Below are 23,906 nucleotides of genomic sequence, written 5' to 3'. Positions count from 1 at the left end.
AGGACACTCGCCCTCCGCATCGGTCACATCACCGACCCGCCGACCATCCGGATCACCGCGGCGTCCAACTCCGCCTCCCCGACCTCCTCGACGTCGACATCGGACAAACCCGCCGGCCACAGACCTGAACCAGCGACGTGCGAGAACATGGAGCCAGTCGATGAGTGACGAAGGCCGGCACGATCCACCCGCCGCTGAAAGGATCTCGACGCGGAACGGCGCGCCAGGAGAGACTGGGACACCTGGTCTTGAAGGAGTTGTGATGCAGGTAGCCGTGGTCACCTTCGACGGTTTCAACGAACTCGACAGCTTCATCGCCTCCGCGTTGATCAACCGGTGCCGCAAGGACGGGCTGGAGGCCTTCATCACAACGCCGACGCCGGTGGTCACGTCCATGAACGGCGTCAAGGTGACCGGGCAGCGCCCGATGGAGTTCGTGACCGAGGCCGACGTCGTGCTGATCGGCAGCGGAGTGAAGACACAAGACGTGGTCGCGAACGACCAGCTGATCTCCAGGCTGCGGCTCGACCCGTCGCGACAGCTGATCGGCTCGCAGTGCTCGGGCGCGCTGGTGCTCGCCCGGCTCGGGCTCCTGAAGGACATGCCCGCTTGCACGGACATCAAGAGCCGCCCTTTCGTCGAAGCCTGCGACGTCACCGTGCTGGACGCACCGTTTCACGCCGAGGGGAACATTGCCACGGCGGGCGGCTGCCTGGCATCCCAGTACCTCGCCACCTGGGTCATCACCCGAGTGCTCGGGGAAGACGCCGCGCGCGACGTCATCGGCTACGTCGCCCCGGTCGGTGAGAACCAAGAGACCGTCGAACGCGCCATCCGCGCCATCCGCGCCGTCCACTCGGGCGAGGCCGCACTGAGCTGAGCCGAGCTGACGCTGCGTCAGTCGGCGGCGGTCAGGTGCTGGGCGGCATCCGCCCGAACTGGATCAGTGACCTGTGAAGTACGGGGCTGGCGTGGGCGTGCGTGGGCAGCTGGGCTGACACCGGGGGGATCGATGGAGAACGCGCCGGACCACGGCCGGACCGTGCGGAACGGTTCGCTGGCGATGATCGGCCTGGGGGTCCTGCTGTTCGTCCTCAGCCTGGTCTACCTGATACCGCACGACATGGGGGTGACGTCGGATCTGCGCAGCCGCGGCGTCCACGTCCCGGCGGTCGTCACCGAGTGCGTGGAGGTGAGCGGGCCGCAGGACAACCCGGCGGGCAACTCCGAGTGCCGGGTGCGGTTCACGACGGCCGAGGGTGCGTCGGTCGAGACCCGACTCGCCTACGTCACCGGCACCGTCAAGGCCCGTGACACCGTGACGGTGGTGTACGACCCCCGGCACACCGACACCGCCGCCCTCGCTTCGAGCATCGGCTTCTGGGACTCGCTGGTCCGGAACGCGCTCGACGTGGTCGCGCTGGTCGCGTCGGTGGTCATGGTCCTGGTGGGCCTCGCGGTCCACCTCGCGTACCGCTGGCTCACCCGGGCGCGCAGCCGGCCCGGGGTGACGTGATGCCCCCGCGCCCGCGCCCGGCGGCGAGGGGCGCAGAGCGTGGGAAGTCGGGCGGGCCGACTTCTCGTGCGTCGACGGTCAACGTGCTTGTGGTGCTTGTCGACACCTGGGCGGCGAGCGATATCGGGCGCAGGCGTTACGGGGAGCCGGTGGCGGGCTTGGTGGAGAGGGCGGCGGTGGCGAAGGAGCGGGTTCGTTCCGCGGCCTGGTCCAGGGGGACGTGCTGGTTGTTCGGCGGGTAGAAGTCGACCTCGCCGACCGCGCTGTAGTTCGCCCAGAAGCAGGTCGTCATCGGGAAGCCGTCCGCGACGTTCTGCCGGCACTTCATCACCATGGTCTTCGAGGAGTACGCCTTCGGCTCGCCGACGGGCGAGCGGCCGTAGTCCTGAATCAGCTTCATGGTGTGCTCGAAGGACTTGTCGAGCGCGCCCTGGGGGTCGTCTACCGCGGTGAAGAGGCTGGTCCTCGCCGTGAAGTGAGGCGCCGTCGCGCTGTGCGACCCCTTGCTCAGCGTGATCCGGGGGCTCCCGAAGCACGACGCCGTGCCTTTGACCTCGTCCCCGCCATCCTTGAGGGCGGGGAGGTCGTCTACCCCGGCGACGAGCATGTCCAGGTCGCTGCCGAACTTGAAGCCGCCGTTGCCCTCGGAGCAGGTCAGTCCGTCCAGTTGGGGGACGACGACCCGCGAGTACCGCGTCCCGGTGTCGGGCCCGAGCTGCTCCGCCTTCGGCGCCGAGGCCGGCTTGCCGCCGTTCCCCTCGTTCGACCCGCACCCTGCGACCAGCACGCCCAGAACCAGGGCCGCTGCCGGAATCCCCCACTTGCGCACGTGTGCGCCACCTTTCGTGCCCCCGTTGACGATCACCAGGGATCGTACGCGAGGCGCCGGGCATGTACCGGGCGTGGTGGGGGTGTTGGGGCCGGTGCACAGGAAGTCGGGCGGGCCGACTTCCTGCGCTGGAGCGGGTCAGGCGTGGTGGTCGAACTCGCCGGCCTGGGTGGCTCGGAGGAAGGCGGCGAAGGTGGTGGGGGTGGTGTGGAGGGTGAGGTGGCCCTCGTCGGACTCGCGGAGTTCGACCGAGCCGTTGGTCGTGCGGACCTCGACGCAGTACTCGGCATTGCCGCTGAAAGAGGACTTCTGCCAGTCGCAGTTGGGCATGTCGGCCTCCTGAGTTGGGCTGCTGATGGTACGCCCCGCGCCTGGGGAGGGCGAGGGGGCGTCACGCCGTTCGGGGGTCAGCGGCCGATGCGGGCGAAGGTGAAGGCGGTGGAGCCTTCGAGGACGGGGATGACCTCGATCCTGCTCTGCCGGCTGGGTTCGAGGACGGTCCACGAGGAGCCCTGGGGGGACTTGATCCGGTAGGTGTCCGGGACGCCGTCGACCGGGATCAGTTCCCACTCGGGGGCGTCGCCCTGGTCGAGGAGGAGGGAGACCAGCGGGCCGGCGGGCTGGAGGTCCTCCACGGCGGTCGGGGCGCCCTTGGCGTAGAGCCGGTAGTGGTTGTTGGGATAGGCCTCGACGAGCCAGACGGCGTCCTGGTCGTCGGTGTTGGCGAAGACGGCTTTGGGGGAGAGGTCCAGGGCTTCGTGGCGGGCGCGGCCGATCCGGGCGTCGCCGCTCTGGATGGTGTAGAGGCCGGACTCCAGCTGGGCCATGGCTGTCATTCCTTCGCGATGCGGGCGAGGTGCAGGACAGTTGTACGTGCTCGGAGGAAGACGAGGGAGGGGCCTCGGCGTGCCGTCACCTGAACGAGCTACGCCCCCTCACCCGGGGCCGGCGAGGGGGCGTAGGGGACGCGAACTATCGGCCATGGTGGTCGAATTCGCCGGCCCGGGTGGCCTGGAGGAGAGCGGCGAAGGCGGCGGGGGTGGCGTGGAGGATGGTATGGCCCTCGTCGGACTCGCGGAGTTCGACCGCCCCGTTGGCTGTACGGACTTCCACGCACATCTCGCCGGAGCTGCTGAAGGACGACTTCTGCCATTGATTCTGAGACATCTCAGCCTTTCAAGTTCTTGAGCGTCTGCCGGATTAGATCCTGGGAGTCCTCATCGCTGAGGGCAGCCTGCGCGATGCGGTCGAAGACCTGGCGATAGGACGCGAGCTCAGTCGGGTCATCGAGGTAGATCGGGCTGCGCGACAACTCCACCTCTACCGTGTCAAGCTCAGGGACCTCCCCGAGCGAGTAGACGAGGTTCTCGATCGGGCCTGGGTAGGTGTGAGCGGTAAAAGGAACGACGCGGATGCTCACATCCTCTCTGAGGGAGTCATCTATCAGGGAGTGAAGCTGCTTCCGCAGCACATCGGTGCCCCCGAAGCGTGTAACGAGGCTGGACTCGTGGAGATAGGCCTCAAGGGTCTTTCTCGGGTTTCGAAGAATTTTCCTCCTGCGCTCCGAGCGAAACGCGGTGCGCAGGTTGATTTCATCAGCGGGGAGGGGAGGAATTCGTCGATTGAACACTCCTCGTGCGTAGTCCTCTGTCTGCAAGGGGCCCGGGATGATGGCAGACGTCCACGACCGAATGGCGCCTGCAGCAAAGTCTTCGTGTTCGGCGGATTTGAGCAGAGCGTCAGGAAGGTGATCGCGATACTGATCCCACCAGGACTTTCTGCGTGAAGTGATGAGGCCGCCAAGGGCGTTGATGAGTGGCAGGTTCTCGCACTTGCAGGCTTCGGCGATGCTCTGGATTCGGTCAGCGCTGGCACTGGTCTTTCCGTTCTCCATCTGCGTGATCTGGGGAGCGCTTACTCCGAGCATGCGGGCAAGTTGGTTGCCGCCGAGGCCGGCTTGCTCGCGCATCCTCCGAAGCTCGGCGCCGATGCGGCGCTGACGGAGTGTTGGGTTCTGGCGACCAGGCATGGAGTCCTCTCAGATCATGTGGGCCCAGTGTGCCGCGCCGCCAGTCGATGGGGCCATCTGTCCCCCTAGAGAGGGAACTTTGATATATCGACCTAATCTTAGGTCGATACGCGCTATGGTCGATCTCACATCGGTCCGACGGATCGTCAGTAACGCCTGCTAGCAAGCACCGCAGAGCAGCCATGTCCTTCTCCACGGCCTGGCTCACGGCGACACATGTTCCGCCGGTTCCCCCTCACTCACGCCTCGGGAGAACTCCCATGCGTCACATCAACACCCCCACCATCGCGGTCGCGCGGCAGACGCTCCGCAACACCATGACCCGCGTCGGCTGGCCCGCCTCCCCGATCTTCGACGCGCAGCTCGCGCTCTGCGAGCTCCTCGTCAACGCCTGGCGGCACACCGAAACCCCTGCGCCGCTGGTCGAGATCATCTCCGAGGGGGACGTCCTCCGGGTCTCCGTCACGGACGAGAGCCCGGTCCTGCCCTCCAGTCCGCCGCTGTCCCTGCTCGCCGAGTCCGGCCGGGGCCTCCAGCTCGTCGCCGCCCTCACCCACGGCTGGGGCGTCGACCCCCACGAGCGCGCCAAATCCGTCTGGTTTGAGCTGCGGAAGGGCGCCGTCTGATGATCTACCGCCCCGGCCGTCACCCGATGCTGCCGACCGATCCCCGGATCCGCTACTACACCGAGGACCACATCAGCGCCCTCCTGGACGAAGTCGTGGAGCGGGGGCGGGAGTTCGGCCTCATCTTCCCCTCGATCGGCACCGACCGGACCATGGACGGCCGCGTCCTCGTCCGCTTCAACACGGCGCCGGCGTCGACTCTCCTCAACCTCCTCACCCTGCTCCTCGACGCCGAGCGCAGGACCGCGTGCGATACCTGATCGGGACGGCCTTCGCCGTCCTCCTCGCCCTCGCGACCGCCATCGTCGCCCTGGGCGTCGTCACCACCCTCCGCGCGGCCCCGCCGCCCGACGAGGACGTCTGACCCGCCAGCCCCCGCCGCCCACGCGCCGGGGGCTGCGGCACGATGGACCCCATGCACAGCGACCACTACGCGCCGCCGACCACCCTCCTCGGCCTCCTCCAGCGCGGCCGGGGCCAAGGCGCGCGGATAGCCGCCGAGGATCCGGCGGCGGTCGCCGACCTGGTCCATGGCTGCATCCGCTGGGACTGGCGCTGGGACCGGCAGGTGGACGACCGACACCTCTACTTGGCCCGGCTGATCCTGGACCTGGAGCTCCCGGTCGCCCCGGTGGTGGACTTCCTGTCCGGTGACGAGGACACCCGGGACCGGGCCACCGGCGTGCTGGAGCTGCTGGCACTCGGCGGTTCGGAGGAAGCCCGGCGGGCGCTGCCGGACCGTATCTCCGAGGGGGACGGTCCGGCCCCGCGCCACCCCGCGAAACGCGTGGACCCGTACCCGGACCGGGACAACGCGGCTCTACTCGCCCTGCTGCGCGACCCGGGAGTCGCCGACGGTGCCAAGACGACCGCTCTCCTCGCGCTGTCGCTCCGGCCGCCAGAGCCCGAGCTGATCCCGCTGGTCCCCGCCCTCGCTGCCGCCGACGGCATCCGACCGCTGCCGCTGCTGGGCAAGGCCGTCGACCGGCTGGCCGGGCAGGCCGTCCCGGCGGCCCGGGAGTGGGCGGCTTCGGAGCAGGCGTGGCTCGCCGAGATCGGCTTCGGCGTGCTGGCCGCCCACGGTGACGAGAATGACGTGCCGAGCTTGCTCGCCGAACTGGAGCGGCGGTGGGTGGACCGGTCCTGGTGCGGCCCGGACGATCTCGCGCGCGGTCTCGCCCGCTTCGGGCCGGAGGCTGCCGACGCGGTCTCCCTGCTGCGCCGTTTCTGGCTCTGGACCCCGCACTCGTACGAGCGTGCCGACTACCTGGAGGCGCTGGCGGCGATGGGGGCCGCCGGCATGGCCGAGGCGTACGTCGAGTCGCTGTGGGACTGCGAGGCGCGAGCCCGGCTCCTCGCCGTCGAGTACGCCCCCGACCGGCCCGAGGTGCGCGACCGCCTGGCCTGTCTGCGGGACGATCCGATGGAGGAGCCGGAGGTCCGCGAGGCCGCCGGGGCGCGACTCGCCGGGCTGGCCTAGGCACCCTTGTCAGAGACCGGGAAGCCGTTCGAAGAGGGCTAGAGTGGACGCGTGAACGTGTGAGTGATGGCCCGGGCCCCGCGAGGCGCTCCGGGCCACATCCATTTCCAGGGGAACCCCCTGTGACCTGCACGTTCGCCGGCCAGCCAGATCAGCACCAGAGCCTCCGGAGGCCCCGCCTTGAGCGACCAGCCGTTCGCGCATCTGCACGTCCACACCGAGTACTCGATGCTGGACGGTGCCGCCCGGCTGAAGCAGATGTTCAAGGAGGTCGAGCGCCTCGGTCAGACCCATGTGGCCATGACCGACCACGGCAACATGTACGGCGCCGCTGAGTTCCACCGGCAGGCGACCGACGCGGGCATCACCCCCGTCATCGGCATCGAGGCGTACGTCGCCCCGGAGTCCCGCTCGAACACCAAGCGCATCCTGTGGGGCCAGCCGCACCAGAAGCGGGACGACGTCTCCGCGTCCGGCGCGTACACCCACAAGACCATCTGGGCCCGCAACAAGGAGGGCCTGCACAACCTCTTCAAGCTGACCTCGCGCTCGTACTCCGAGGGCTGGCTGGTGAAGTGGCCCCGGATGGACAAGGAGCTGATCGCCGAGCTGTCCGGCGGCCTGATGGCCACCACCGGCTGCCCCTCCGGCGAGGTGCAGACCCGGCTGCGCCTGGGCCAGTTCGACGAGGCGCTGAAGTCCGCCGCCGACTACCAGGACATCTTCGGCAAGGAGAACTACTTCCTGGAGCTGATGGACCACGGCCTCGACATCGAGAAGCGGGTCCGCGACGGGCTGCTGGAGATCAGCAGGAAGCTGGGCATCCCGCCGGTCGTCACCAACGACTCGCACTACACCACCGAGGCGGACGCCGGGGCGCACGACCTGCTGCTCTGCGTCCAGACCGGCAAGAACCTCTCGGACCCGGACCGCTTCCGCTTCGACGGCACCGGCTACTACATCAAGTCGGCCGCCGAGATGTACGCCCTCGACTCCTCGGACGCCTGGCAGGAGGGCTGCCGCAACAGCCAACTCCTCGTCGCCTCCCGGGTCGACACCGAGGGCATGTTCAAGTTCAAGAACCTCATGCCGCGCTTCCCGATCCCGGAGGGCTTCGAGTCCGAGGCGGACTTCTTCAAGTCCCAGGTGTGGAAGGGCATGGACTGGCGCTTCCCGAACGGGTACGACGAGGAGCACAAGAAGCTCGCCGAGTACGAGATGGACACCATCATCCAGATGGGGTTCCCGGCGTACTTCCTCGTGGTCGCCGACTTCATCATGTGGGCCAAGAGCCAGGGCATCGCGGTGGGCCCGGGCCGTGGTTCGGCGGCCGGTTCGCTGGTCGCGTACGCGATGGGCATCACCGACCTCGACCCGATCCCGCACGGCCTGATCTTCGAGCGCTTCCTCAACCCCGAGCGCATCTCGATGCCCGATGTCGACATCGACTTCGACGAGCGCCGGCGCGGTGACGTGATCCGCTACGTGACCGAGAAGTGGGGATCCGACAAGGTCGCCATGATCGTCACGTACGGCACCATCAAGGCGAAGGCCGCCATCAAGGACTCCTCGCGGGTCCTCGGCTACCCGTACGCGATGGGTGACCGGATCACCAAGGCGATGCCGCCGGACGTGATGGGCAAGGGCATCCCGCTCTCCGGCATCACCGACTCCTCGCACCCCCGCTACAGCGAGGCCGGCGAGATCCGCGGGCTGTACGAGAACGACCCGGACGTCCGGAAGGTCATCGACACCGCGCGCGGCATCGAGGGCCTGATCCGTCAGCCCGGCGTGCACGCCGCCGGCGTCATCATGTCCGCCGAGCCGCTGACCGACCACATCCCGGTCTGGACCCGGCACACCGACGGCGTCACCATCACGCAGTTCGACTATCCGACTTGTGAGGGCCTCGGCCTCCTCAAGATGGACTTCCTCGGCCTGCGCAACCTGACGATCATGGACGACGCCGTCAAGGCGATCGAGAAGAACAAGGGCGTCAAGATCAACCTGCTTGATCTGCCCCTGGACGACAAGCCGACCTACGAACTCCTCGCCCGCGGCGACACGCTCGGCGTCTTCCAGCTCGACGGCGGCCCCATGCGCTCGCTGCTGCGCCTGATGAAGCCCGACAACTTCGAGGACATCTCCGCCGTCCTGGCGCTGTACCGGCCCGGCCCGATGGGCGTCAACTCCCACACCAACTACGCGCTGCGCAAGAACGGCCAGCAGGAGATCACCCCGATCCACCCGGAGCTGGAGAAGCCCCTGGAGGAGGTGCTCCGGCCGACGTACGGCCTGATCGTCTACCAGGAGCAGGTGCAGAAGGCCGCGCAGATCCTGGCCGGCTACTCGCTCGGCCAGGCCGACCTGCTGCGCCGCGCCATGGGCAAGAAGAAGAAGGAGATCCTGGAGGCGGAGTTCGTCCCCTTCCAGAAGGGCTGCCGCGAGCGCGGCTACTCCGACGCGGCCATCCAGGCCGTGTGGGACGTCCTCGTCCCCTTCTCCGGCTACGCGTTCAACAAAGCGCACACCGCCGGCTACGGGCTGGTCTCGTACTGGACCGCCTACCTCAAGGCCAACTACCCGGCCGAGTACATGTCCGGGCTGCTCACCTCCGTCAAGGACGACAAGGACAAGTCCGCGGTCTACCTCAACGAGTGCCGCAAGATGGGCATCCAGGTGCTGCCGCCGGACGTCAACGAGTCGGACTCGGACTTCACCCCGCACGGTGACACCCTGGTCCGGTTCGGCCTGACCGCCATCCGCAACGTCGGCGGGCCGGTCGTCGACTCGATGATCCGGACCCGGAAGGCGAAGGGGAAGTTCGCGTCCTTCCCCGACTTCCTGGACAAGGTGGAGTCGGTGGTCTGCAACAAGCGGACCGTCGAATCGCTGATCAAGGCCGGCGCCTTCGACTCGCTCGGCCACACCCGCAAGGGCCTGAGCGCCCAGTTCGAGCCGATGATCGACAACGTCGTCGACGTGAAGCGCAAGCAGGCGGTCGGGCAGTACGACCTCTTCGGCGGCGACACCGCCTCCGAGGAGCCGAGCTTCGGACTGGACGTCGTCTTCTCCGAGGAGGAGTGGGAGAAGTCCTTCCTGCTCACCCAGGAGCGGGAGATGCTCGGCCTGTACGTCTCCTCGCACCCGCTGCACGGCATCGAGCACGTGCTCGCCGACAAGGCGGACTGCGCGGTGGCCGACCTCGCGGAGCGGCCGGACGGGACGATCGTCACCATCGGCGGCATCATCTCGGGCCTCCAGCGGAAGATGACCAAGCAGGGCAACGCCTGGGCGATCGCGACCGTCGAGGACCTGGCCGGCTCCATCGACTGCATGTTCTTCCCGGCCAGCTACCAGCTGGTCTCCTCGCAGCTGGCCGAGGACGCCGTCGTCTTCGTGCGCGGCAAGCTGGACAAGCGGGAGGACGTGCCGCGACTGATGGGGATGGAGCTGTCCGTCCCCGACCTGTCGAACGCGCACGCCGAGGCGCCGATCACCATCCTCATCCCGAGCGCGAAGGTCACCCCGCCGCTGGTGGCCCGGCTCGGCGAGGTGCTCGGGAGCCACCGGGGCACCACCGAGGTGCGGGTACGGCTGGAGGGCCGCGACAAGACCACGGTGCTGCGGCTCGACCGGCACCGGGTGAAGTCCGACCCGGCGCTGTTCGGGGACCTGAAGCAGCTGCTCGGGCCGAGCTGCCTGGCGGGCTAGGACGGAGACGGAAGGCCCGGGGCGTTCGCTGCGGCGGACACCCGGGCCTTTCGCGTACGGGGGAGGGGCCCGTCAGGTGCCGCCGCCGAGGCCCGGGGGGACCGCCGTGTGCAGGGCCGAGACGAAGGCGGAGATGGCCGGGTGGGAGCCGGCGCCGGCGCGGAACGCGGCGCGGGTGCGGCGGTACATCGGCAGGCGGGTGAGGACGACGCCGGGCGGGAGCCCGGCCGTGCCCAGCTGGGGGACCAGGGCGACGCCCTGGCCGGCCGCCACCAGGGCCAGCACGGTGGTGAAGTCGTCGATCTGGTGCCGGATGCGGGGCGCGAAGCCCGCCGCCTCGCAGGCGCGGACGGCCATGGTGTGGCAGAGCGTGCCGGGCGAGGACATGATCCACGGCGCGCCGCGCTGCTCGGCGACGGTGCCCGGGACGCGGGCGGCCAGGTACATGGGCTCGGTGAAGACCGGGCGGGTCACCGCGAGGCCCGGCTCCGGGTCGGTCGGGACGAGGTCGTACTCGTGCACCAGCGCCACGTCCAGCTCGCCCGCCCGCAGCGCCGCGCCGACGGCCGCCGGGTCCACCTCGGTGACCATCGGCTCCAGCCCCGGGTGCCAGCCGGCCAGCTCCGCGAGCACCGCCGGGATGATCGCCCGGGCCGCCGAGGGGTAGGTGCCGATCCGCAGCGGACCGGCCAACCCCCGCTTGGCGTGGGCGAGTTCGGCACCGGCCTGCTCCAGTAGGGCGAGCACCGCCTCGGCGTGCCGGACGAGGTTGCGCCCCGCCGGGGTGAGGGTGACCCGCCGCCCGGTGCGCTCCAGCAGCGGGACGCCCGCCTCCTTCTCCAGGACGGACAGCTGCTGGGACACCGCCGAGGGGCTGAAGGAGAGCGCCTCGGCGACGGCCGCGATGGTGCCGAGGTGGGCGAGTTCGCGCAGCAGGCGCAGGCGTCGGACGTCCAGCATCCGTCCAGGCTAACCGAGCATCGGCTGAGCTTACGAGAAGCGTCGGAAATGTGAACTGGACCTGGGCGATCGGCGGGCCGCAGGATCGTGGACATGGAACTCAAGGGCATCCACGTCCCCCTGATCACCCCGTTCGCCGCCGACGGCTCCGTCGCCCTCGACGCGCTGGAGAAGCTCGCGCACGAGGTCCTGGACGCCGGGGCGGCCGGGCTGGTCGCCCTCGGCACCACCGGCGAGCCGGCCGCGCTGACCGCGGGGGAGCGGGACGCGGTGGTCGACGTCGCCGCGGCCGCCTGCGCCGCGCGGGGGGCCCAGCTGACCGTCGGCGCCTCCGGCGGCGACACCCGGACCGTCGGCGAGGCGCTGGCCGCGCTCGGCGCGCGGGTGCCGGGGGCGGCGGCGCTGGTCACCACGCCGTCCTTCGTCCGGGCCGGCGAGGCCGGGACGGTCGCGCACTTCCGGGCGCTGGCCGCGAGCAGCCCGCTGCCGCTGGTCGTCTACCACATCCCGTACCGCACCGGGCAGCAGCTCTCCACCGCCGCGCTGCGCGAACTCGCCGCGATCGAGGGCGTGGTGGGCGTCAAGTACGCGACCGGCGGGCTGGACCAGACGGCCGCCGAGCTGCTCGCCGACGCCCCCGAGGGGTTCGCCTTCCTCACCGGCGAGGACGCCTTCCTCTCGCCGATGCTGGCGCTCGGCGCGGCCGGCGGCATCCTCGCCTCCGCGCACCTGGCGACCGCCCGGTTCGTCGAGCTGACGGAGGCCTGGCAGGCCGGGGACGTGGCGCGGGCCCGGGCGCTCGGGCACCGGCTGACCGGGCTGGCGCTGTCCGCCTTCACGGCGCCGAACCCGACGGTGACCAAGGGCGTGCTGCACGCCCAGGGCCGGATCCCGACCCCGGACGTGCGGCTGCCGCTGCTGCCGGCGGGGCGGGCCGAGGTGGAGGCGGCGCTGGCCCTCGCCAGTGGTCTGGACCACTAGCGCACTCTCACGTCGTGGAACGCCAGGTCGTACGACGCCCGTGACAAGGCATGATGGGCGGAGTGCGGCTGTGAACAGCACCTTTCAGAGGAGTAGTCGGAGATGAAGATCGGCATTGTCGGTGCCACCGGCCAGGTCGGCGGCGTGGTCCGCGAGATCCTGGCGGAGCGCAACGTTCCGGTGGAGCAGCTGCGGCTGTTCGCCTCGGCCCGCTCGGCCGGGCGCACGCTGCCCTGGCAGGGCACCGAGGTCACCGTCGAGGACGCGGCCACGGCCGACTACACCGGCCTGGACATCGTGATCTTCTCGGCGGGCGGCTCGACCTCCAAGGCCCTGGCCCCCAAGGTCGCCGCGGCCGGTGCCGTCGTGATCGACAACTCCTCCGCCTGGCGCCGCGACCCCGAGGTCCCGCTGGTCGTCTCCGAGGTCAACCCGGAGGCCGTCGCGGACCGCCCCAAGGGCATCATCGCCAACCCGAACTGCACCACCATGGCCGCCATGCCCGTGCTGCGCCCGCTGCACGAGGAGGCCGGCCTGGCCGCGCTCGTCGTCTCCACCTACCAGGCCGTCTCCGGCAGCGGTGTGGCCGGCGTCGCGGAGCTCCAGGACCAGGCCGCCAAGGTCGTGGAGCTCGGCGCCGCCGCGCTCGCCCACGACGGCGCCGCCGTCGAGTTCCCGGAGCCCAAGGTCTACCAGCGGCCGATCGCCTTCAACGTGGTGCCGCTGGCCGGCTCCCTCGTGGACGACGGCTCCAACGAGACCGACGAGGAGCAGAAGCTCCGCCACGAGAGCCGCAAGATCCTCGGCATCCCGGAGCTGAAGGTCTCCGGCACCTGTGTGCGCGTCCCGGTCTTCTCCGGCCACTCGCTGCAGATCAACGCCCGCTTCGAGCGCCCGATCAGCCCCGAGCGGGCCGTCGAGCTGCTCGCCGGCGCCCCCGGCGTCGAGCTGTCCGACATCCCCACCCCGCTCCAGGCCGCCGGCCAGGACCCGAGCTACGTCGGCCGCATCCGGGTGGACGAGACGGTGGACAACGGCCTGTCGCTGTTCGTCTCGAACGACAACCTGCGCAAGGGCGCCGCGCTGAACGCCGTCCAGCTGGCCGAGCTGGTCGCCGCCGAACTCAAGGGCTGAGCGCCCCTGAGCTCAAGGGCTGAGCGCCTCCGGGTGAACCCCATCGGCTGAGCGCCACCAGGGTGAACCACCGGCCGGGACATTGGCCGGACCACCGCCGCGTGACCTCGGGCGGGCCCCGTCGTTGTACGGGGCCCGCCTTCGCTTTTGTTTGCTCCTCGTTGGGACGGCCGTTGCGCTACCGGGACAACCGGCGAGGTTCGGCAGGCGAACCGCGGGTAAAAGGTGACCCAACGATCGGGCGACGACGGGGGCCCCTCACCTCGGCACGCCCGGACGGCGGGCGGACCGCCCATTCCCGAATCGACCCACCCGACTGATTCCGAGGGCGAGCGAAAAGAGGTGCGCGATGGACCGCTGTGTCGTCCTGGTGGACGCCGGATATCTGCTGGGCGCCGCCGCCAGCCTGCTCGCGGGGGATCCGTCCCGCTCCAAGGTCACCGTGAACCACACGGCCCTGATCGCCGCACTGCGCGAACGCGCCGAGGCCGAGACAGGCCTGCCGCTGCTGCGGATCTACTGGTTCGACGCCGCGCCCGACCGGCGCCCGATGCCCGAGCACCGGCGGCTGCGGGTACTGCCCCGGGTCACCGTACGGCTCGGCGCCCTCACCCGGGCCGAGGGGCGCTGGGTGCAGAAGGGCGTGGACGCCGCGATGCACGCCGAACTCTCCGAGCTCGCCCGCAACCGGGCCTGCGCCGACGTCGTGCTGATCACCGGCGACGGGGACCTGCTGCCCGGCATGATGACCGCCAAGGAGCACGGGGTGGCCGTCCACCTGTGGGCCCTCCAGGCCGCCGACGGCGACTTCAACCAGTCCGAGGACCTGGTCGGCGAGGCGGACGAGCGGCGGGTGCTCGACCGGGAGTGGATCGAGGGGTCCTTCTCCCTGCGGGAGCACTCCAGCATGTTCCCGGCCCCGGGGGCCCGGCAGGAGATCGCCAAGATCCTCGCCGCCCCGCCCGCCGCCCCGCTGCCCACCGTGGTGCCGCCGGTGGTCCGCCCGGCGGCCACGGCCGCGGCCCCGGCGGACGCCCCCGCCACCGACGGACAGCCGCAGCCGGCCGCGGCCGCGCTCAAGGTCGTACCGACACCGAAGGACCTGGCCGGGCGGGCCTCCTCCGTCACCCCGGTCACGGCGCTCACCCCGGTGGCGAACGGCAGCAACGGCCACGGTGTGAACGGGAACGGGGCCGTCGCGCAGACCGGGCCGGTGCTGCGCTGGTCCTCCGACCGCGGCTGGGTGGACCGGCCCGTCCCGGAGCCCGCCGTCACCGCCGGCGACAGCCTGCCCACCCTCGCCCAGCTCACCACCGCCGAGCAGCGCTGGGCCGACCGCGAGGAGGACATCACCTCCATCGGCGGCGACGCCCACGAGGTCGGGCAGGTCTTCGCCCGCCGCTGGAGCGAACGCGTCGGCGACGCGGAAAGACTGACCATGCTCTGGCCCGACTACCCGCGCATCCCGCACCGGGTGGACGGCGAGCTGCTGCGCTACGCCGCCCGCTTCGGGCTGCTGGCGCACAAGGACGACCAGATCGACGAGCACGACCGCTACGCCATCCGGGCCGGGTTCTGGAAGGAACTGGCGGCGCGGGTGCCGGGCGGGTCGATGGTCGTCGACGACTGAGCCGGGCGGCGGACCGAGCGGGCCCGACGGCCGGGGCGGCGCGACGACCGAGGGGGTCCGAGGGCCGCGGCGGCCCGGCGGACGACCCGCCAGGTCGGCGGCCCGGGCGCGGGCGGGGCCCCGTTGTCCGGTTCGCCCGTATGAGCGCGTAGAGTCTTCGGTCGTGAGCGAGACGGCGGGGCGAGCACCCGAGGAACCCCTGCCGTGCGTGGCCGTGCGCGACCTGGTCAGGACGTACCGCAGCGGACGCGGCGCGGCCGCCACCGAGATCCGGGCCAACGACGGGATCAGCCTCACCGTCCGCCAGGGCGAGGTCTTCGGGCTGCTCGGGCCGAACGGAGCCGGCAAGTCGACGCTGGTGCGCCAGCTCACCGGACTGCTGCGCCCCGACTCGGGCTCCGTCGAACTCCTCGGCCACGACATCGTGCGGCACCCCGAGCGGGCCGCCCGGCTGCTCGGCTACCTCGGGCAGGAATCCACCGCGCTGGACGAGCTGACGGTCGCGCTCGCCGCCGAGACCACCGGACGGCTGCGCGGACTCACCAGGGCGCAGGCCCGCGGCGCGGCCGCCGACGTGCTGACCGAACTCGGGCTGGAGCCGATCGCCGCCCGGCCGCTCGCCAAGCTGTCCGGCGGACAGCGGCGGCTCGCCTGCTTCGCGGCCACCCTGGTGGGGGAGCGCCCGCTGCTCGTCCTGGACGAGCCCACCACCGGCATGGACCCCGTCGCCCGGCGGGCCGTGTGGAGCGCCGTGGACCGGCGGCGCGCCGAGCACGGGACGACGGTGCTGCTGGTCACCCACAACGTGATCGAGGCCGAGACGGTGCTCGACCGGGTCGCCGTGGTCGACGACGGCCGGGTGATCGCCTGCGACACGCCCGGCGGGCTCAAGGCGCTGGTGGACGGCGACGTCCGGCTCGACCTGGTCTGGCGGGACGAGGCGCCGCTCGGCGTGCCCGCCGTCGCCGCGCTGCGCGAACGGGCCGAGTGCACCGGGCGCCGCTGGACCGTCCGCACCACCCCCGAGCAGGCCCGCGAACTGGTCGCCGCCGTCACCACCGGCCCGGCCTTCGCCGCCCTCGACGACTTCACCCTCGCCACCCCGAGCCTTGAGGACGCCTACCTCAAGCTGGGCGGCCGCCACGGAGGACTGGCCAAGTGACGCTGCTCTCGGTGCCGCCGCGGACCGACCGGTCCACGGCCGCCCCCGCCCCGCTCGCCCCCGCGGCCAGGCTGCTGCCGGCGCTCGCGGCCGTGTACCGGGCGCAGCTCGCCCGGGCACGGGTGGCGCGCATCCCGCTGCTGTTCGTGGCCACCTTCCAGTCCGTCGGCATCCTGGTGATGATGCGGGGCGTGGTGGACGCCGGGCAGTCCTCGGCGGCGCGGTCGGTGGTCGCCGGGTCCAGCGTGCTGGTGGTGGCGTTCGTCGCGCTGAACCTGCTCGCCCAGTACTTCGGGAAGCTGCGGGCCACCGGCGGGCTCGACCACTACGCGACGCTGCCGGTGCCGGCCGCCTCGGTGGTGCTGGGGACGGCCGCCGCGTACGCCTCCTTCACACTGCCCGGGACGCTCGCCACGGCGGCGTTCGGGGCGGTGATGTTCGGGCTGCCGCTCGGGCAGCTGTGGGTGCTGCTGGCGGTCGTGCCGCTGGCCGGGGCCGCGCTGTCGGGGCTGGGGGCGGCCTGCGGGCTGCTGGCGCCGCGGCAGGAGATCGCGACGATGCTCGGGCAGCTCGGGATGTCGGCCGCCCTGCTGCTGGGCGTGCTGCCGGTGGACCACCTCCCGCAGCCGGTGCAGTGGCTGCGGGACCTGCTGCCGTCCACGTACGGGGTGGACGCCTTCGCGCGGACCTTCGCGCCGGACCCGGACTGGGCGCTGGTGCTCGTGGACCTGGCGGTCTGCGCGGGGGTGGGCGTGGTGTCGCTGGCCGTCGCCACCTGGGCGTACCGGCGGGCGGTCTCGCGGTAGGGCGTCCCAAGGTCGGACGTCCGGTAGCGGGCCCGCGACCGGTGGGCGCGGTGGCGGGTACGGGTGGGTCGTTCGGGTGGCCGTCGTGAAACGATGGGGCGCGTGACCGTACCGAACACACCTCCGGATCCCGCGCCCGCCGATGTGCAGGCGGTGCCGGACGCAGCGCCCGACCCGTTCGCGCCGCCGTACGGGGCCACCGCCCTCGGGCACGGGACGATTCCGCTGGGGCGGCGGCTGCTGCCGGAGGTCCGGGTCGGGGCGGGCGTCGTGGTCGCCTGCCTGGTCGCCGGTCTGGTGATGGCCGGGCTGTGGGCCTGGCTGGCGCCGAAGGTGCCGCTGCTGGTGGACGGCGACCGCATCCTCTACGCCGACCCCGAGGGCGAGCAGCGGGCCGGGGCCGACGCGGTGTTCGTGCTGATCGGCCTGGGGGCCGGGATCCTGACCGCGCTCGGCGCCTTCCTGGTGACCCGGCGGCGCGGCGGCGGCATCGCGGTCGCGCTGGGACTGGCCGTCGGCGGGCTGCTCGGATCGATCGGGGCCTGGCGGATCGGGCGGTGGCTCGGGCCGAGCGGCGACCTGATCGGCGAGGCCCGGCGGGTCGGCAACGGCGGGCACTTCGACGCGGGCATCGACCTGGGGGCGCTGGGGGCGCTGCTGGTCTGGCCGATGACGGCGATGGTGGTGCTGCTCCTGCTCTCGGCCGCGTTCGGGAAGCGGGAGGAGGACCCGCCGCCGTACTGGGCGCCGGTGGCGCAGGCTCCGCTGGCGGGGCCCCCGGTGATGCCTCCGGTGGGGCCCTCGGCGGGGCCCTCGGCGGGGCCCTCCGCGGAGGCGCCGGCCGGGCCGTGGGCCGGGCCGGGTGCGGGGAGCGGCGCCGGAAACGGTCCGGGGAGCGGTACGGAGCGCTGAGCGTGGTCGGGCGCGGGGTGGTGCGGGTCGTTCCGCACCGGCCCCGCGCCCTCGCTTTTCCCCCGGGGAGGGGCTTTCCCCCGGGGAGGGGGCTCAGCGGGCGATGGGGGCGGTGTCGGCCCTCGTGAGGGCGACGAGGTCGGTGGGGGCCAGTTCGACTTCGAGGCCGCGGCGGCCCGCCGAGACGTAGACGGTGGGGTGGCCGAGCGCGCTGACGTCGACGACGGTGCGCAGCGGCCGGCGCTGCCCCAGCGGCGAGATGCCGCCGAGGACGTAGCCGCTGCTGCGCTCGGCGGCGGCCGGGTCGGCCATGGCGGCGCGCTTGCCGCCGACGGCCGCCGCCAGGGCCTTGAGGTCGAGCTGGCCGGCGACCGGGACCACACCGACGGTGAGGGTGCCGTCCACGTCGGCGACGAGGGTCTTGAAGACCCGCTCGGGGGCGATGCCGAGGACCTCGGCGGCCTCGCCGCCGTAGGAGGCGGCGGCCGGGTCGTGGTCGTAGGCGTGCACGGTGAACGGGACGGCGGCGGTTTCCAGGGCGACGGTGGCGGGTGTGCCCTGGCCGCCCTTCCTGGTCTTCTTGGCCATGCGGGGTCCTCGGGGTCCTTGAGGTCCTTGGGGTCCTCGGTCAGTTCGGGCTGAAGGACTGGCGGGTGAGGTCGACGGCGGGCAGCGACGGCAGCCAGCTGAGGACGGCCGACTCGCGGCGCAGCAGGTCGAGCTCGGCGCGCAGCCGTTGGGCGGTGTCCGGGCAGGCGAGCAGCTGCTGCTTGACCGGGGTCTCGAACACCGAGGCGGCGGCGACCAGGTAGGAGAGCACCTGGGGGTCGTCCGGGAGCTCCTGGTGGCCGACGGTGCTCGCCTCGCGGGCGCCGGCCAGGCGCTTCTGGTAGACCCGGAACGCCCGCTCGACCTCGGAGGCCAGCGCGCCGGAGCCCTCGCCCGGGCGCTCCTCGATCAGCTCCGTCTCCCCGGTCAGGTACGGGCCGGAGACGTCCACCGAGCGCAGCCGGAACCGGGTGGTGCCGGTGACCAGCAGCTCGTAGCGGCCGTCCGGCTGGTGCTGGACGGAGGCGATGTCGGCGACGCAGCCGACCTGGAAGACCGCCTCCAGCGGGTCCCCGGTGACGGTGCCGAGGCCGTCCAGCGGACCGGCCGGGCCCTCCTCGGGCCTGACCCGGGCGACCTCCCGGCCGTCCCTGATCGCGAGCACGCCGAACCGCCGGGGGGTGTCCTCGGGCTGTTCGAGCAGATCGGCGACGAGACGGCGGTAGCGCTCCTCGAAGACGTTCAGGGGCAGCACCAGGCCCGGGTAGAGCACGGTGTTCAGCGGGAAGAGCGGCAGCCGTTCTGTCACGGCGGACAGCGTAGTTCCCCGGACGGGGGCCTTGTCGCACGGTGGACGGGCCCGGCCGCTCGCCGGGCCCGTCCACCGGAGGGCTCAACCGCGCTGGAGCATCCGCGTGGCGCCGGCCACGACCGTGGAGGCGAGCAGCCAGCCGACCACGACCAGCCCGGCGGAGATCCACTGGGTGAGGCCGCCGGGGTTCCAGCCGCCCTGGTTGAGGTCCACGATCGGCAGCAGCTGGTTGAGGGTGTACAGCACCGGGTTCCAGTGCGGGCGCTCGTCGGCCTTGAGCGGATCCAGCGGGTGGGTGGCGAACCAGAGGCTGCCGAGAACCCAGGCGAGCAGCAGCCACAGGCCCGCCCGGCCCGGGCGGTAGCCGTAGCCGACGGTCGCGTCCTGGACGGCGCCCCAGACCCGGGCCGGCAGCGGCAGGGTGCGGCGGCGCCGGCGCTGCTTGGCGTACAGCACCTCGCGGGCGTCGTCGTCGGCGCCGTCGCGGCGCAGGGCGGCCGCGAGCTGCTCGTAGGACTCGGGCTGGAAGTCCACCGAGGAGCCCTCCAGCCAGGCGATCCGCTGCTGGACGGGGAAGGCGCCGACCGGGCGCAGGTTCTCGTAGACGAAGCCGGTGAGGCCCAGGTGCTTGCCGAGCGGCCAGGCCTCCGGGGTGTCGACCAGGTTGCCGACCCGGGCCCGGGAGAGCGAGACGGTGCCGGTCGGGCGGACCTTGCAGGTGAAGCGCAGCTCCGGGGTGTGGATGCGGCGCAGCGAGAGCTCGTCCTCGTCCTCCAGGTGGAACTCGCCGGAGACCAGGCAGGCGCCGTCGAAGCGGCTGTCGGACAGTCGCACCCGGCCGAAGGCGCGGAACGGGGTGACGGGCCCGTCGGGCGGCGGGTTCTCGCCGTAGCCGGAGCCGTAGTAGCCGCGGGAGCCGACCCAGCCGAGGTCGGCGGAGCCGGTCAGGTAGAGGGTGTGGCCGACGGTGACCCGCACGGCGTTGAGGCAGGTGGGGTTGTGCCGCCGGTCGGCGCGCAGCTGGGCGCCGCGCAGCGAGAGCCGGCCGCCTATCCGGGCGGTGCGCACGCTCAGCTCGCCCCGGGTCTCCAGGCGTTCGGCCTCGAAGTCCTGGTTGACGGTGATCCCGTCGGCGGAGACGGCGCGGCCGTGGCGGTCGCCGCCGACGACGGTCTGGTTGAGCAGCAGGTCGGTGCCGATCCGGGCGTCGGTGAGCCGGATGCCGTCGGGGACGCGGCAGCGGGCGAGGTGGAGGTCGCCGGTGGTGGAGAGCCGGGAGGCCTCCAGTCGGGGGATCAGGCAGTTCACGAAGCGCAGCGTGGAGGCCGCCGCCTCGGAGATGAGGATCTTGTGCGCGAAGCGGCAGTCGTGCAGCTCGACGTAGTCGTCGATGGCGCCCCCGGCCAGGTTGAGCGCGCCGGTGACCAGGACGCCGCTGAACCGCAGCGAGGCGACCCGCCCGGGGGCGGGCTCCGGTCCTACCAGCAGCAGATGGGCGAGCACCTCGGCGCGGACGGTGCGGTCGGGGCCCCAGGGGGCGTCGCCGAAGGGGTCGTCGGTGTTGGCTTCGCCACTGCGGAGGTCCAGGATCTCGCCCTGGCGGTAGGCCTCCCAGAGCGCGCGTTCCGTGTCCGTCCAGCCCTCTGGAGCGCGCTCCGCCATGGTTTTCCCCGTCCCCCCGGTCGTCTCGCCTTTCGTATCACGGACTGAAATGCGGGACCAGCGGTTCCGGCCACTCCTTACACTGGGTGGCGTGATCTCTCGAATCGACCTCCGCGGCTCGCTGGACGACCCGCGTGACCTGCTGCCCCGTGCCGAGTTCGACGTCGCGGCCGCCCTGGAGAAGGTGCGGCCGATCGCCGAGGACGTACGCCATCGCGGGGTCGCGGCGCTGATCGAGATCACCGAACGCTTCGACGGCGTCCGGCTGGAGTCGACCCGGGTCCCGGCCGAGCAGCTGACCGAGGCCCTGGAGACGCTGGACCCGAAGGTGCGGGCCGCCCTGGAGGAGTCGATCCGCCGGGCCCGCGCCGTGCACGCCGACCAGCGCCGCACCGGGCACACCACCCAGGTGGTGCCGGGCGGCACGGTCACCCAGCGCTGGGTGCCGGTCGAGCGGGTCGGCCTGTACGTGCCGGGCGGGCTGGCGGTCTACCCGTCCTCCGTGGTGATGAACGTGGTGCCGGCCCAGGAGGCGGGCGTCCGGGGCATCGCCGTCACCTCGCCGCCGCAGAAGGAGTTCGGGGGGAGCGTCCACCCGGCCATCCTGGCGGCCTGCGCGCTGCTCGGCGTGGACGAGGTCTACTCCGTGGGCGGCGCCCAGGCGGTCGCGATGTTCGCCCTCGGCACCGAGGAGTGCGCGCCGGTGAACGTGGTCACCGGCCCCGGCAACATCTACGTCGCCGCCGCCAAGCGCTACTTCGCCGGCCGGATCGGCATCGACTCCGAGGCCGGCCCGACCGAGATCGCCGTCCTCGCCGACGACAGCGCGCTGCCGTCCGACGTCGCCGCCGACCTGATCAGCCAGGCCGAGCACGGCCCGACCTCCGGCTCGGTGCTGGTCACCGACTCCCCGGCGCTCGCCGACGCGGTCGAGGCCGAGCTGGCCGTGCAGGTCGCGCGGACCAAGCACGGCGAGCGGGTGGCCGAGGCGCTCGGCGGCCGGCAGTCCGGCATCATCCTGGTCGACGACCTGGAGCAGGGCCTCGCCGTGGTCAACGCGTACGCGGCCGAGCACCTGGAGATCCAGACCCGCGACGCCCACGCGGTGGCCGCCCGGGTGGTCAACGCCGGCGCCATCTTCATCGGCCGCTGGACCCCGGTCTCGCTGGGCGACTACGCGGCCGGCTCCAACCACGTGCTGCCGACCGGCGGCTGCGCCTGCCACTCCTCCGGGCTGTCGGTGCAGACCTTCCTGCGCGGCGTCCAGGTCGTCGAGTACGACCGGGAGGCGCTGGCGGACGTCGCCGCGCACGTGGTCAACCTGGCGAACGCCGAGGACCTGCCGGGGCACGGGGACGCCATCAAGGCCCGCTTCGAATGGACGGTGCCGGGAGCGTGACCGCCATGACTCGCATCGACGACCTCCCGATCCGCGACGAGCTGCGCGGCCAGTCCCCGTACGGCGCGCCGCAGCTGGACGTGCCCGTCCAGCTGAACACCAACGAGAACCCGTACCCGCTGCCCGAGGAGCTGGTCGCCCGGATCGCCGAGCGCGTCGCCGAGGCCGCCCGCGGGCTGAACCGCTACCCCGACCGGGACGCGGTCGAGCTGCGCGAGGGCCTCGCCGCGTACCTCGGGAAGACCACCGGCTTCCCGGTCGCCCGGGAGCAGGTCTGGGCCGCCAACGGCTCCAACGAGGTGCTCCAGCAGCTGCTGCAGACCTTCGGCGGCCCCGGCCGCAGCGCGCTCGGCTTCGAGCCCTCGTACTCGATGCACGCGCTGATCTCCCGGGGCACCGGCACCGCCTGGATCTCCGGCCCGCGCAACGACGACTTCACCATCGACGTGGACGCCGCCGTCACCGCCATCGCGGAGCACCGGCCGAACGTGGTGTTCATCTGCTCGCCCAACAACCCGACCGGCACCGCCGTGGACGCCGACACCGTGCTGCGGCTGTACGAGGCCGCGCAGGCCGCCCGGCCCAGCCTGGTGGTGGTGGACGAGGCGTACGTCGAGTTCTCGCACCGCGCCTCGCTGCTGCCGCTGATCGAGGGCCGCCCCAACCTGGTGGTCAGCCGCACCATGTCCAAGGCCTTCGGCGCGGCCGGGCTGCGCCTGGGCTACCTGGCCGCCGACCCGGCCGTGGTGGACGCCGTCCAGCTGGTGCGCCTGCCGTACCACCTGTCGGCCGTCACCCAGGCCACCGCGCTGGCCTGCCTGGAGCACACCGACACCCTGCTCGGGTACGTCGGGCGGCTCAAGCAGGAGCGCGACCGGCTGGTCGACGCGCTGCGGGGGATGGGCCTGGAGGTCACCGACTCGGACGCCAACTTCGTCCAGTTCGGCCGCTTCGCCGACACCCACGCGGTGTGGCAGGCCATCCTCGACCAGGGCGTCCTGGTCCGTGACAACGGCGTCCCCGGGTGGCTGCGCGTCACCGCCGGCACGCCCGCCGAGAACGACGCCTTCCTGGACGCCGTCCGTTCTGTGATCAAGGAGCTCTAACCCCATGTCCCGCATCGGACGCGTCGAGCGCACCACCAAGGAGACCTCGGTCCTGGTCGAGATAGACCTCGACGGCACCGGGAGGACCGACATCTCCACCGGCGTCGGCTTCTACGACCACATGCTCGACCAGCTCGGCCGGCACGGCCTGTTCGACCTCACCGTCAAGACCGACGGCGACCTGCACATCGACACCCACCACACCATCGAGGACACCGCCCTCGCGCTCGGCGCCGCCTTCAAGCAGGCGCTCGGCGACAAGGTGGGCATCTACCGCTTCGGCAACTGCACCGTGCCGCTGGACGAGTCGCTCGCCCAGGTCACCGTGGACCTCTCCGGCCGGCCGTACCTGGTGCACACCGAGCCCGAGGGCATCGCCCCGATGATCGGCTCGTACGACACCACGATGACCCGGCACATCCTGGAGTCCTTCGTGGCCCAGGCGCAGGTCGCGCTGCACGTCCACGTGCCGTACGGGCGCAACGCGCACCACATCGTGGAGTGCCAGTTCAAGGCGCTGGCCCGGGCGCTGCGCTACGCCGCCGAGCGCGACCCGCGCGCGGCCGGAATCCTCCCGTCCACCAAGGGTGCGCTGTGAGC

25 protein-coding genes are annotated in these 23,906 nt (G+C 72.0%); 15 read left to right on the top strand and 10 right to left on the bottom strand.

Annotation, left to right across the window (positions count from 1 at the left end):
- Window positions 1-23 precede the first annotated feature (23 nt).
- Window positions 24-149, bottom strand: a complete 126-nt coding sequence (locus ACFY4B_RS00435) for a hypothetical protein (protein ID WP_255357394.1) — start codon at window positions 147-149, stop codon at window positions 24-26.
- A gap of 113 nt (window positions 150-262) precedes the next feature.
- On the opposite strand from ACFY4B_RS00435, the gene ACFY4B_RS00430 reads away from it, so the two are divergent.
- Window positions 263-880: a DJ-1/PfpI family protein gene (locus ACFY4B_RS00430; RefSeq protein WP_387966121.1), complete on the top strand. Its 618-nt coding sequence runs from the start codon at window positions 263-265 to the stop codon at window positions 878-880.
- A gap of 132 nt (window positions 881-1,012) precedes the next feature.
- Window positions 1,013-1,516: a DUF3592 domain-containing protein gene (locus ACFY4B_RS00425; RefSeq protein WP_387966120.1), complete on the top strand. Its 504-nt coding sequence runs from the start codon at window positions 1,013-1,015 to the stop codon at window positions 1,514-1,516.
- A 136-nt stretch (window positions 1,517-1,652) separates the two neighbouring features.
- Here ACFY4B_RS00425 and ACFY4B_RS00420 read toward each other — a convergent pair whose 3' ends face one another.
- The 5 genes from ACFY4B_RS00420 to ACFY4B_RS00400 form a co-directional block, all read right to left on the bottom strand.
- Window positions 1,653-2,345 (bottom strand): hypothetical protein, encoded by a 693-nt coding sequence (locus tag ACFY4B_RS00420; protein ID WP_387966119.1) that lies wholly within the window; start codon window positions 2,343-2,345, stop codon window positions 1,653-1,655.
- Window positions 2,346-2,483: 138 nt separating this feature from the next.
- A complete protein-coding gene (locus tag ACFY4B_RS00415; protein ID WP_380743855.1) occupies window positions 2,484-2,675 on the bottom strand; it encodes a DUF397 domain-containing protein in 192 nt (63 codons plus the stop codon).
- Window positions 2,676-2,752: 77 nt separating this feature from the next.
- On the bottom strand, window positions 2,753-3,172 hold the full coding sequence (locus tag ACFY4B_RS00410) for an I66 family serine proteinase inhibitor (protein ID WP_387966118.1): 420 nt from the start codon (window positions 3,170-3,172) through the stop codon (window positions 2,753-2,755).
- 145 nt (window positions 3,173-3,317) lie between these two features.
- On the bottom strand, window positions 3,318-3,512 hold the full coding sequence (locus ACFY4B_RS00405) for a DUF397 domain-containing protein (RefSeq protein WP_387966117.1): 195 nt from the start codon (window positions 3,510-3,512) through the stop codon (window positions 3,318-3,320).
- A 1-nt stretch (window position 3,513) separates the two neighbouring features.
- Window positions 3,514-4,374, bottom strand: a complete 861-nt coding sequence (locus tag ACFY4B_RS00400; RefSeq protein ID WP_387966116.1) for a helix-turn-helix domain-containing protein — start codon at window positions 4,372-4,374, stop codon at window positions 3,514-3,516.
- A 260-nt stretch (window positions 4,375-4,634) separates the two neighbouring features.
- On the opposite strand from ACFY4B_RS00400, the gene ACFY4B_RS00395 reads away from it, so the two are divergent.
- The 4 genes from ACFY4B_RS00395 to dnaE all read left to right on the top strand — a co-directional run bounded on the left by ACFY4B_RS00395 (window position 4,635) and on the right by dnaE (window position 10,194).
- Complete coding sequence (locus ACFY4B_RS00395) at window positions 4,635-5,000, top strand: ATP-binding protein (RefSeq protein ID WP_117484996.1); 366 nt, start codon at window positions 4,635-4,637, stop codon at window positions 4,998-5,000.
- A complete protein-coding gene (locus tag ACFY4B_RS00390) occupies window positions 5,000-5,260 on the top strand; it encodes a hypothetical protein (RefSeq protein ID WP_375873987.1) in 261 nt (86 codons plus the stop codon). The genes ACFY4B_RS00395 and ACFY4B_RS00390 overlap by 1 nt, the downstream gene beginning before the upstream one ends.
- A 155-nt stretch (window positions 5,261-5,415) precedes the next feature.
- Window positions 5,416-6,480 (top strand): hypothetical protein, encoded by a 1,065-nt coding sequence (locus ACFY4B_RS00385; protein WP_387966115.1) that lies wholly within the window; start codon window positions 5,416-5,418, stop codon window positions 6,478-6,480.
- Window positions 6,481-6,660: 180 nt separating this feature from the next.
- Window positions 6,661-10,194 carry a DNA polymerase III subunit alpha gene (gene dnaE, locus ACFY4B_RS00380; protein ID WP_375873985.1) on the top strand — a complete coding sequence of 1,178 codons (3,534 nt, stop codon included), beginning with the start codon at window positions 6,661-6,663 and terminating at the stop codon, window positions 10,192-10,194.
- A gap of 72 nt (window positions 10,195-10,266) precedes the next feature.
- Here the strand turns inward: dnaE and ACFY4B_RS00375 are convergent, their stop codons facing one another.
- Entirely contained in the window at window positions 10,267-11,154 is an 888-nt protein-coding gene (locus ACFY4B_RS00375; protein ID WP_049649550.1) for a LysR family transcriptional regulator, read from the bottom strand.
- Window positions 11,155-11,247: 93 nt separating this feature from the next.
- Between ACFY4B_RS00375 and ACFY4B_RS00370 the strand changes: the two genes are divergently transcribed.
- The 6 genes from ACFY4B_RS00370 (at window position 11,248) to ACFY4B_RS00345 (ending at window position 17,779) form a co-directional block, all read left to right on the top strand.
- Window positions 11,248-12,135 carry a dihydrodipicolinate synthase family protein gene (locus tag ACFY4B_RS00370; RefSeq protein ID WP_117487416.1) on the top strand — a complete coding sequence of 296 codons (888 nt, stop codon included), beginning with the start codon at window positions 11,248-11,250 and terminating at the stop codon, window positions 12,133-12,135.
- 102 nt (window positions 12,136-12,237) lie between these two features.
- Window positions 12,238-13,269 carry an aspartate-semialdehyde dehydrogenase gene (locus ACFY4B_RS00365; RefSeq protein WP_387819616.1) on the top strand — a complete coding sequence of 344 codons (1,032 nt, stop codon included), beginning with the start codon at window positions 12,238-12,240 and terminating at the stop codon, window positions 13,267-13,269.
- 349 nt (window positions 13,270-13,618) lie between these two features.
- Complete coding sequence (locus ACFY4B_RS00360) at window positions 13,619-14,899, top strand: NYN domain-containing protein (RefSeq protein ID WP_049650375.1); 1,281 nt, start codon at window positions 13,619-13,621, stop codon at window positions 14,897-14,899.
- Between the two features lie 163 nt (window positions 14,900-15,062).
- Window positions 15,063-16,061: an ABC transporter ATP-binding protein gene (locus ACFY4B_RS00355; RefSeq protein ID WP_234348270.1), complete on the top strand. Its 999-nt coding sequence runs from the start codon at window positions 15,063-15,065 to the stop codon at window positions 16,059-16,061.
- Window positions 16,058-16,867, top strand: coding sequence for an ABC transporter permease (locus ACFY4B_RS00350; RefSeq protein ID WP_375873983.1), 810 nt, complete (start codon window positions 16,058-16,060; stop codon window positions 16,865-16,867). Before ACFY4B_RS00355 ends, ACFY4B_RS00350 begins: the two co-directional genes overlap by 4 nt.
- A 102-nt stretch (window positions 16,868-16,969) precedes the next feature.
- On the top strand, window positions 16,970-17,779 hold the full coding sequence (locus ACFY4B_RS00345; RefSeq protein WP_387966114.1) for an ABC transporter permease: 810 nt from the start codon (window positions 16,970-16,972) through the stop codon (window positions 17,777-17,779).
- Between the two features lie 93 nt (window positions 17,780-17,872).
- Here the strand turns inward: ACFY4B_RS00345 and ybaK are convergent, their stop codons facing one another.
- From ybaK to ACFY4B_RS00330, 3 genes are all read right to left on the bottom strand, one after another.
- Entirely contained in the window at window positions 17,873-18,367 is a 495-nt protein-coding gene (gene ybaK / locus ACFY4B_RS00340) for a Cys-tRNA(Pro) deacylase (protein WP_074000932.1), read from the bottom strand.
- A 40-nt stretch (window positions 18,368-18,407) separates the two neighbouring features.
- On the bottom strand, window positions 18,408-19,145 hold the full coding sequence (locus ACFY4B_RS00335; RefSeq protein ID WP_181970799.1) for an LON peptidase substrate-binding domain-containing protein: 738 nt from the start codon (window positions 19,143-19,145) through the stop codon (window positions 18,408-18,410).
- 75 nt (window positions 19,146-19,220) lie between these two features.
- The gene (locus tag ACFY4B_RS00330; protein ID WP_074000934.1) at window positions 19,221-20,801 is read right to left on the bottom strand and encodes an oxidoreductase; all 1,581 of its coding nucleotides are present in this window, start codon (window positions 20,799-20,801) and stop codon (window positions 19,221-19,223) included.
- 91 nt (window positions 20,802-20,892) lie between these two features.
- Between ACFY4B_RS00330 and hisD the strand changes: the two genes are divergently transcribed.
- From hisD to hisB, 3 genes are read left to right on the top strand one after another with little or no spacing between them, the layout of a single operon-like run.
- Window positions 20,893-22,200: a histidinol dehydrogenase gene (gene hisD, locus ACFY4B_RS00325; RefSeq protein WP_049650369.1), complete on the top strand. Its 1,308-nt coding sequence runs from the start codon at window positions 20,893-20,895 to the stop codon at window positions 22,198-22,200.
- A 5-nt stretch (window positions 22,201-22,205) separates the two neighbouring features.
- Window positions 22,206-23,306 carry a histidinol-phosphate transaminase gene (locus tag ACFY4B_RS00320; RefSeq protein ID WP_049650381.1) on the top strand — a complete coding sequence of 367 codons (1,101 nt, stop codon included), beginning with the start codon at window positions 22,206-22,208 and terminating at the stop codon, window positions 23,304-23,306.
- A 4-nt stretch (window positions 23,307-23,310) separates the two neighbouring features.
- Window positions 23,311-23,904, top strand: a complete 594-nt coding sequence (gene hisB / locus ACFY4B_RS00315) for an imidazoleglycerol-phosphate dehydratase HisB (protein ID WP_074000937.1) — start codon at window positions 23,311-23,313, stop codon at window positions 23,902-23,904.
- Window positions 23,905-23,906 lie beyond the last annotated feature (2 nt).

This window comes from Kitasatospora sp. NPDC001261 (assembly GCF_042896795.1).
GTDB lineage: Bacteria > Actinomycetota > Actinomycetes > Streptomycetales > Streptomycetaceae > Kitasatospora.
The sequence above is the reverse complement of the archived record's forward strand: the minus strand, read 5'-3'. Positions and strand labels throughout refer to the sequence as shown.

Excerpts from the sequence above, each read along its gene's own strand:
- ACFY4B_RS00435 (WP_255357394.1), bottom strand. The coding sequence starts at position 149 with ATGTTCTCGCACGTCGCTGGTTCAGGTCTGTGGCCGGCGGGTTTGTCC.
- ACFY4B_RS00430 (WP_387966121.1), top strand. The coding sequence starts at position 263 with ATGCAGGTAGCCGTGGTCACCTTCGACGGTTTCAACGAACTCGACAGC.
- ACFY4B_RS00425 (WP_387966120.1), top strand. The coding sequence starts at position 1,013 with ATGGAGAACGCGCCGGACCACGGCCGGACCGTGCGGAACGGTTCGCTG.
- ACFY4B_RS00415 (WP_380743855.1), bottom strand. The coding sequence starts at position 2,675 with ATGCCCAACTGCGACTGGCAGAAGTCCTCTTTCAGCGGCAATGCCGAG.
- ACFY4B_RS00410 (WP_387966118.1), bottom strand. The coding sequence starts at position 3,172 with ATGGCCCAGCTGGAGTCCGGCCTCTACACCATCCAGAGCGGCGACGCC.
- ACFY4B_RS00405 (WP_387966117.1), bottom strand. The coding sequence starts at position 3,512 with ATGTCTCAGAATCAATGGCAGAAGTCGTCCTTCAGCAGCTCCGGCGAG.
- ACFY4B_RS00400 (WP_387966116.1), bottom strand. The coding sequence starts at position 4,374 with ATGCCTGGTCGCCAGAACCCAACACTCCGTCAGCGCCGCATCGGCGCC.
- ACFY4B_RS00395 (WP_117484996.1), top strand. The coding sequence starts at position 4,635 with ATGCGTCACATCAACACCCCCACCATCGCGGTCGCGCGGCAGACGCTC.
- ACFY4B_RS00390 (WP_375873987.1), top strand. The coding sequence starts at position 5,000 with ATGATCTACCGCCCCGGCCGTCACCCGATGCTGCCGACCGATCCCCGG.
- ACFY4B_RS00385 (WP_387966115.1), top strand. The coding sequence starts at position 5,416 with ATGCACAGCGACCACTACGCGCCGCCGACCACCCTCCTCGGCCTCCTC.
- ACFY4B_RS00375 (WP_049649550.1), bottom strand. The coding sequence starts at position 11,154 with ATGCTGGACGTCCGACGCCTGCGCCTGCTGCGCGAACTCGCCCACCTC.
- ACFY4B_RS00370 (WP_117487416.1), top strand. The coding sequence starts at position 11,248 with ATGGAACTCAAGGGCATCCACGTCCCCCTGATCACCCCGTTCGCCGCC.
- ACFY4B_RS00365 (WP_387819616.1), top strand. The coding sequence starts at position 12,238 with ATGAAGATCGGCATTGTCGGTGCCACCGGCCAGGTCGGCGGCGTGGTC.
- ACFY4B_RS00360 (WP_049650375.1), top strand. The coding sequence starts at position 13,619 with ATGGACCGCTGTGTCGTCCTGGTGGACGCCGGATATCTGCTGGGCGCC.
- ybaK (WP_074000932.1), bottom strand. The coding sequence starts at position 18,367 with ATGGCCAAGAAGACCAGGAAGGGCGGCCAGGGCACACCCGCCACCGTC.
- ACFY4B_RS00330 (WP_074000934.1), bottom strand. The coding sequence starts at position 20,801 with ATGGCGGAGCGCGCTCCAGAGGGCTGGACGGACACGGAACGCGCGCTC.
- ACFY4B_RS00320 (WP_049650381.1), top strand. The coding sequence starts at position 22,206 with ATGACTCGCATCGACGACCTCCCGATCCGCGACGAGCTGCGCGGCCAG.
- hisB (WP_074000937.1), top strand. The coding sequence starts at position 23,311 with ATGTCCCGCATCGGACGCGTCGAGCGCACCACCAAGGAGACCTCGGTC.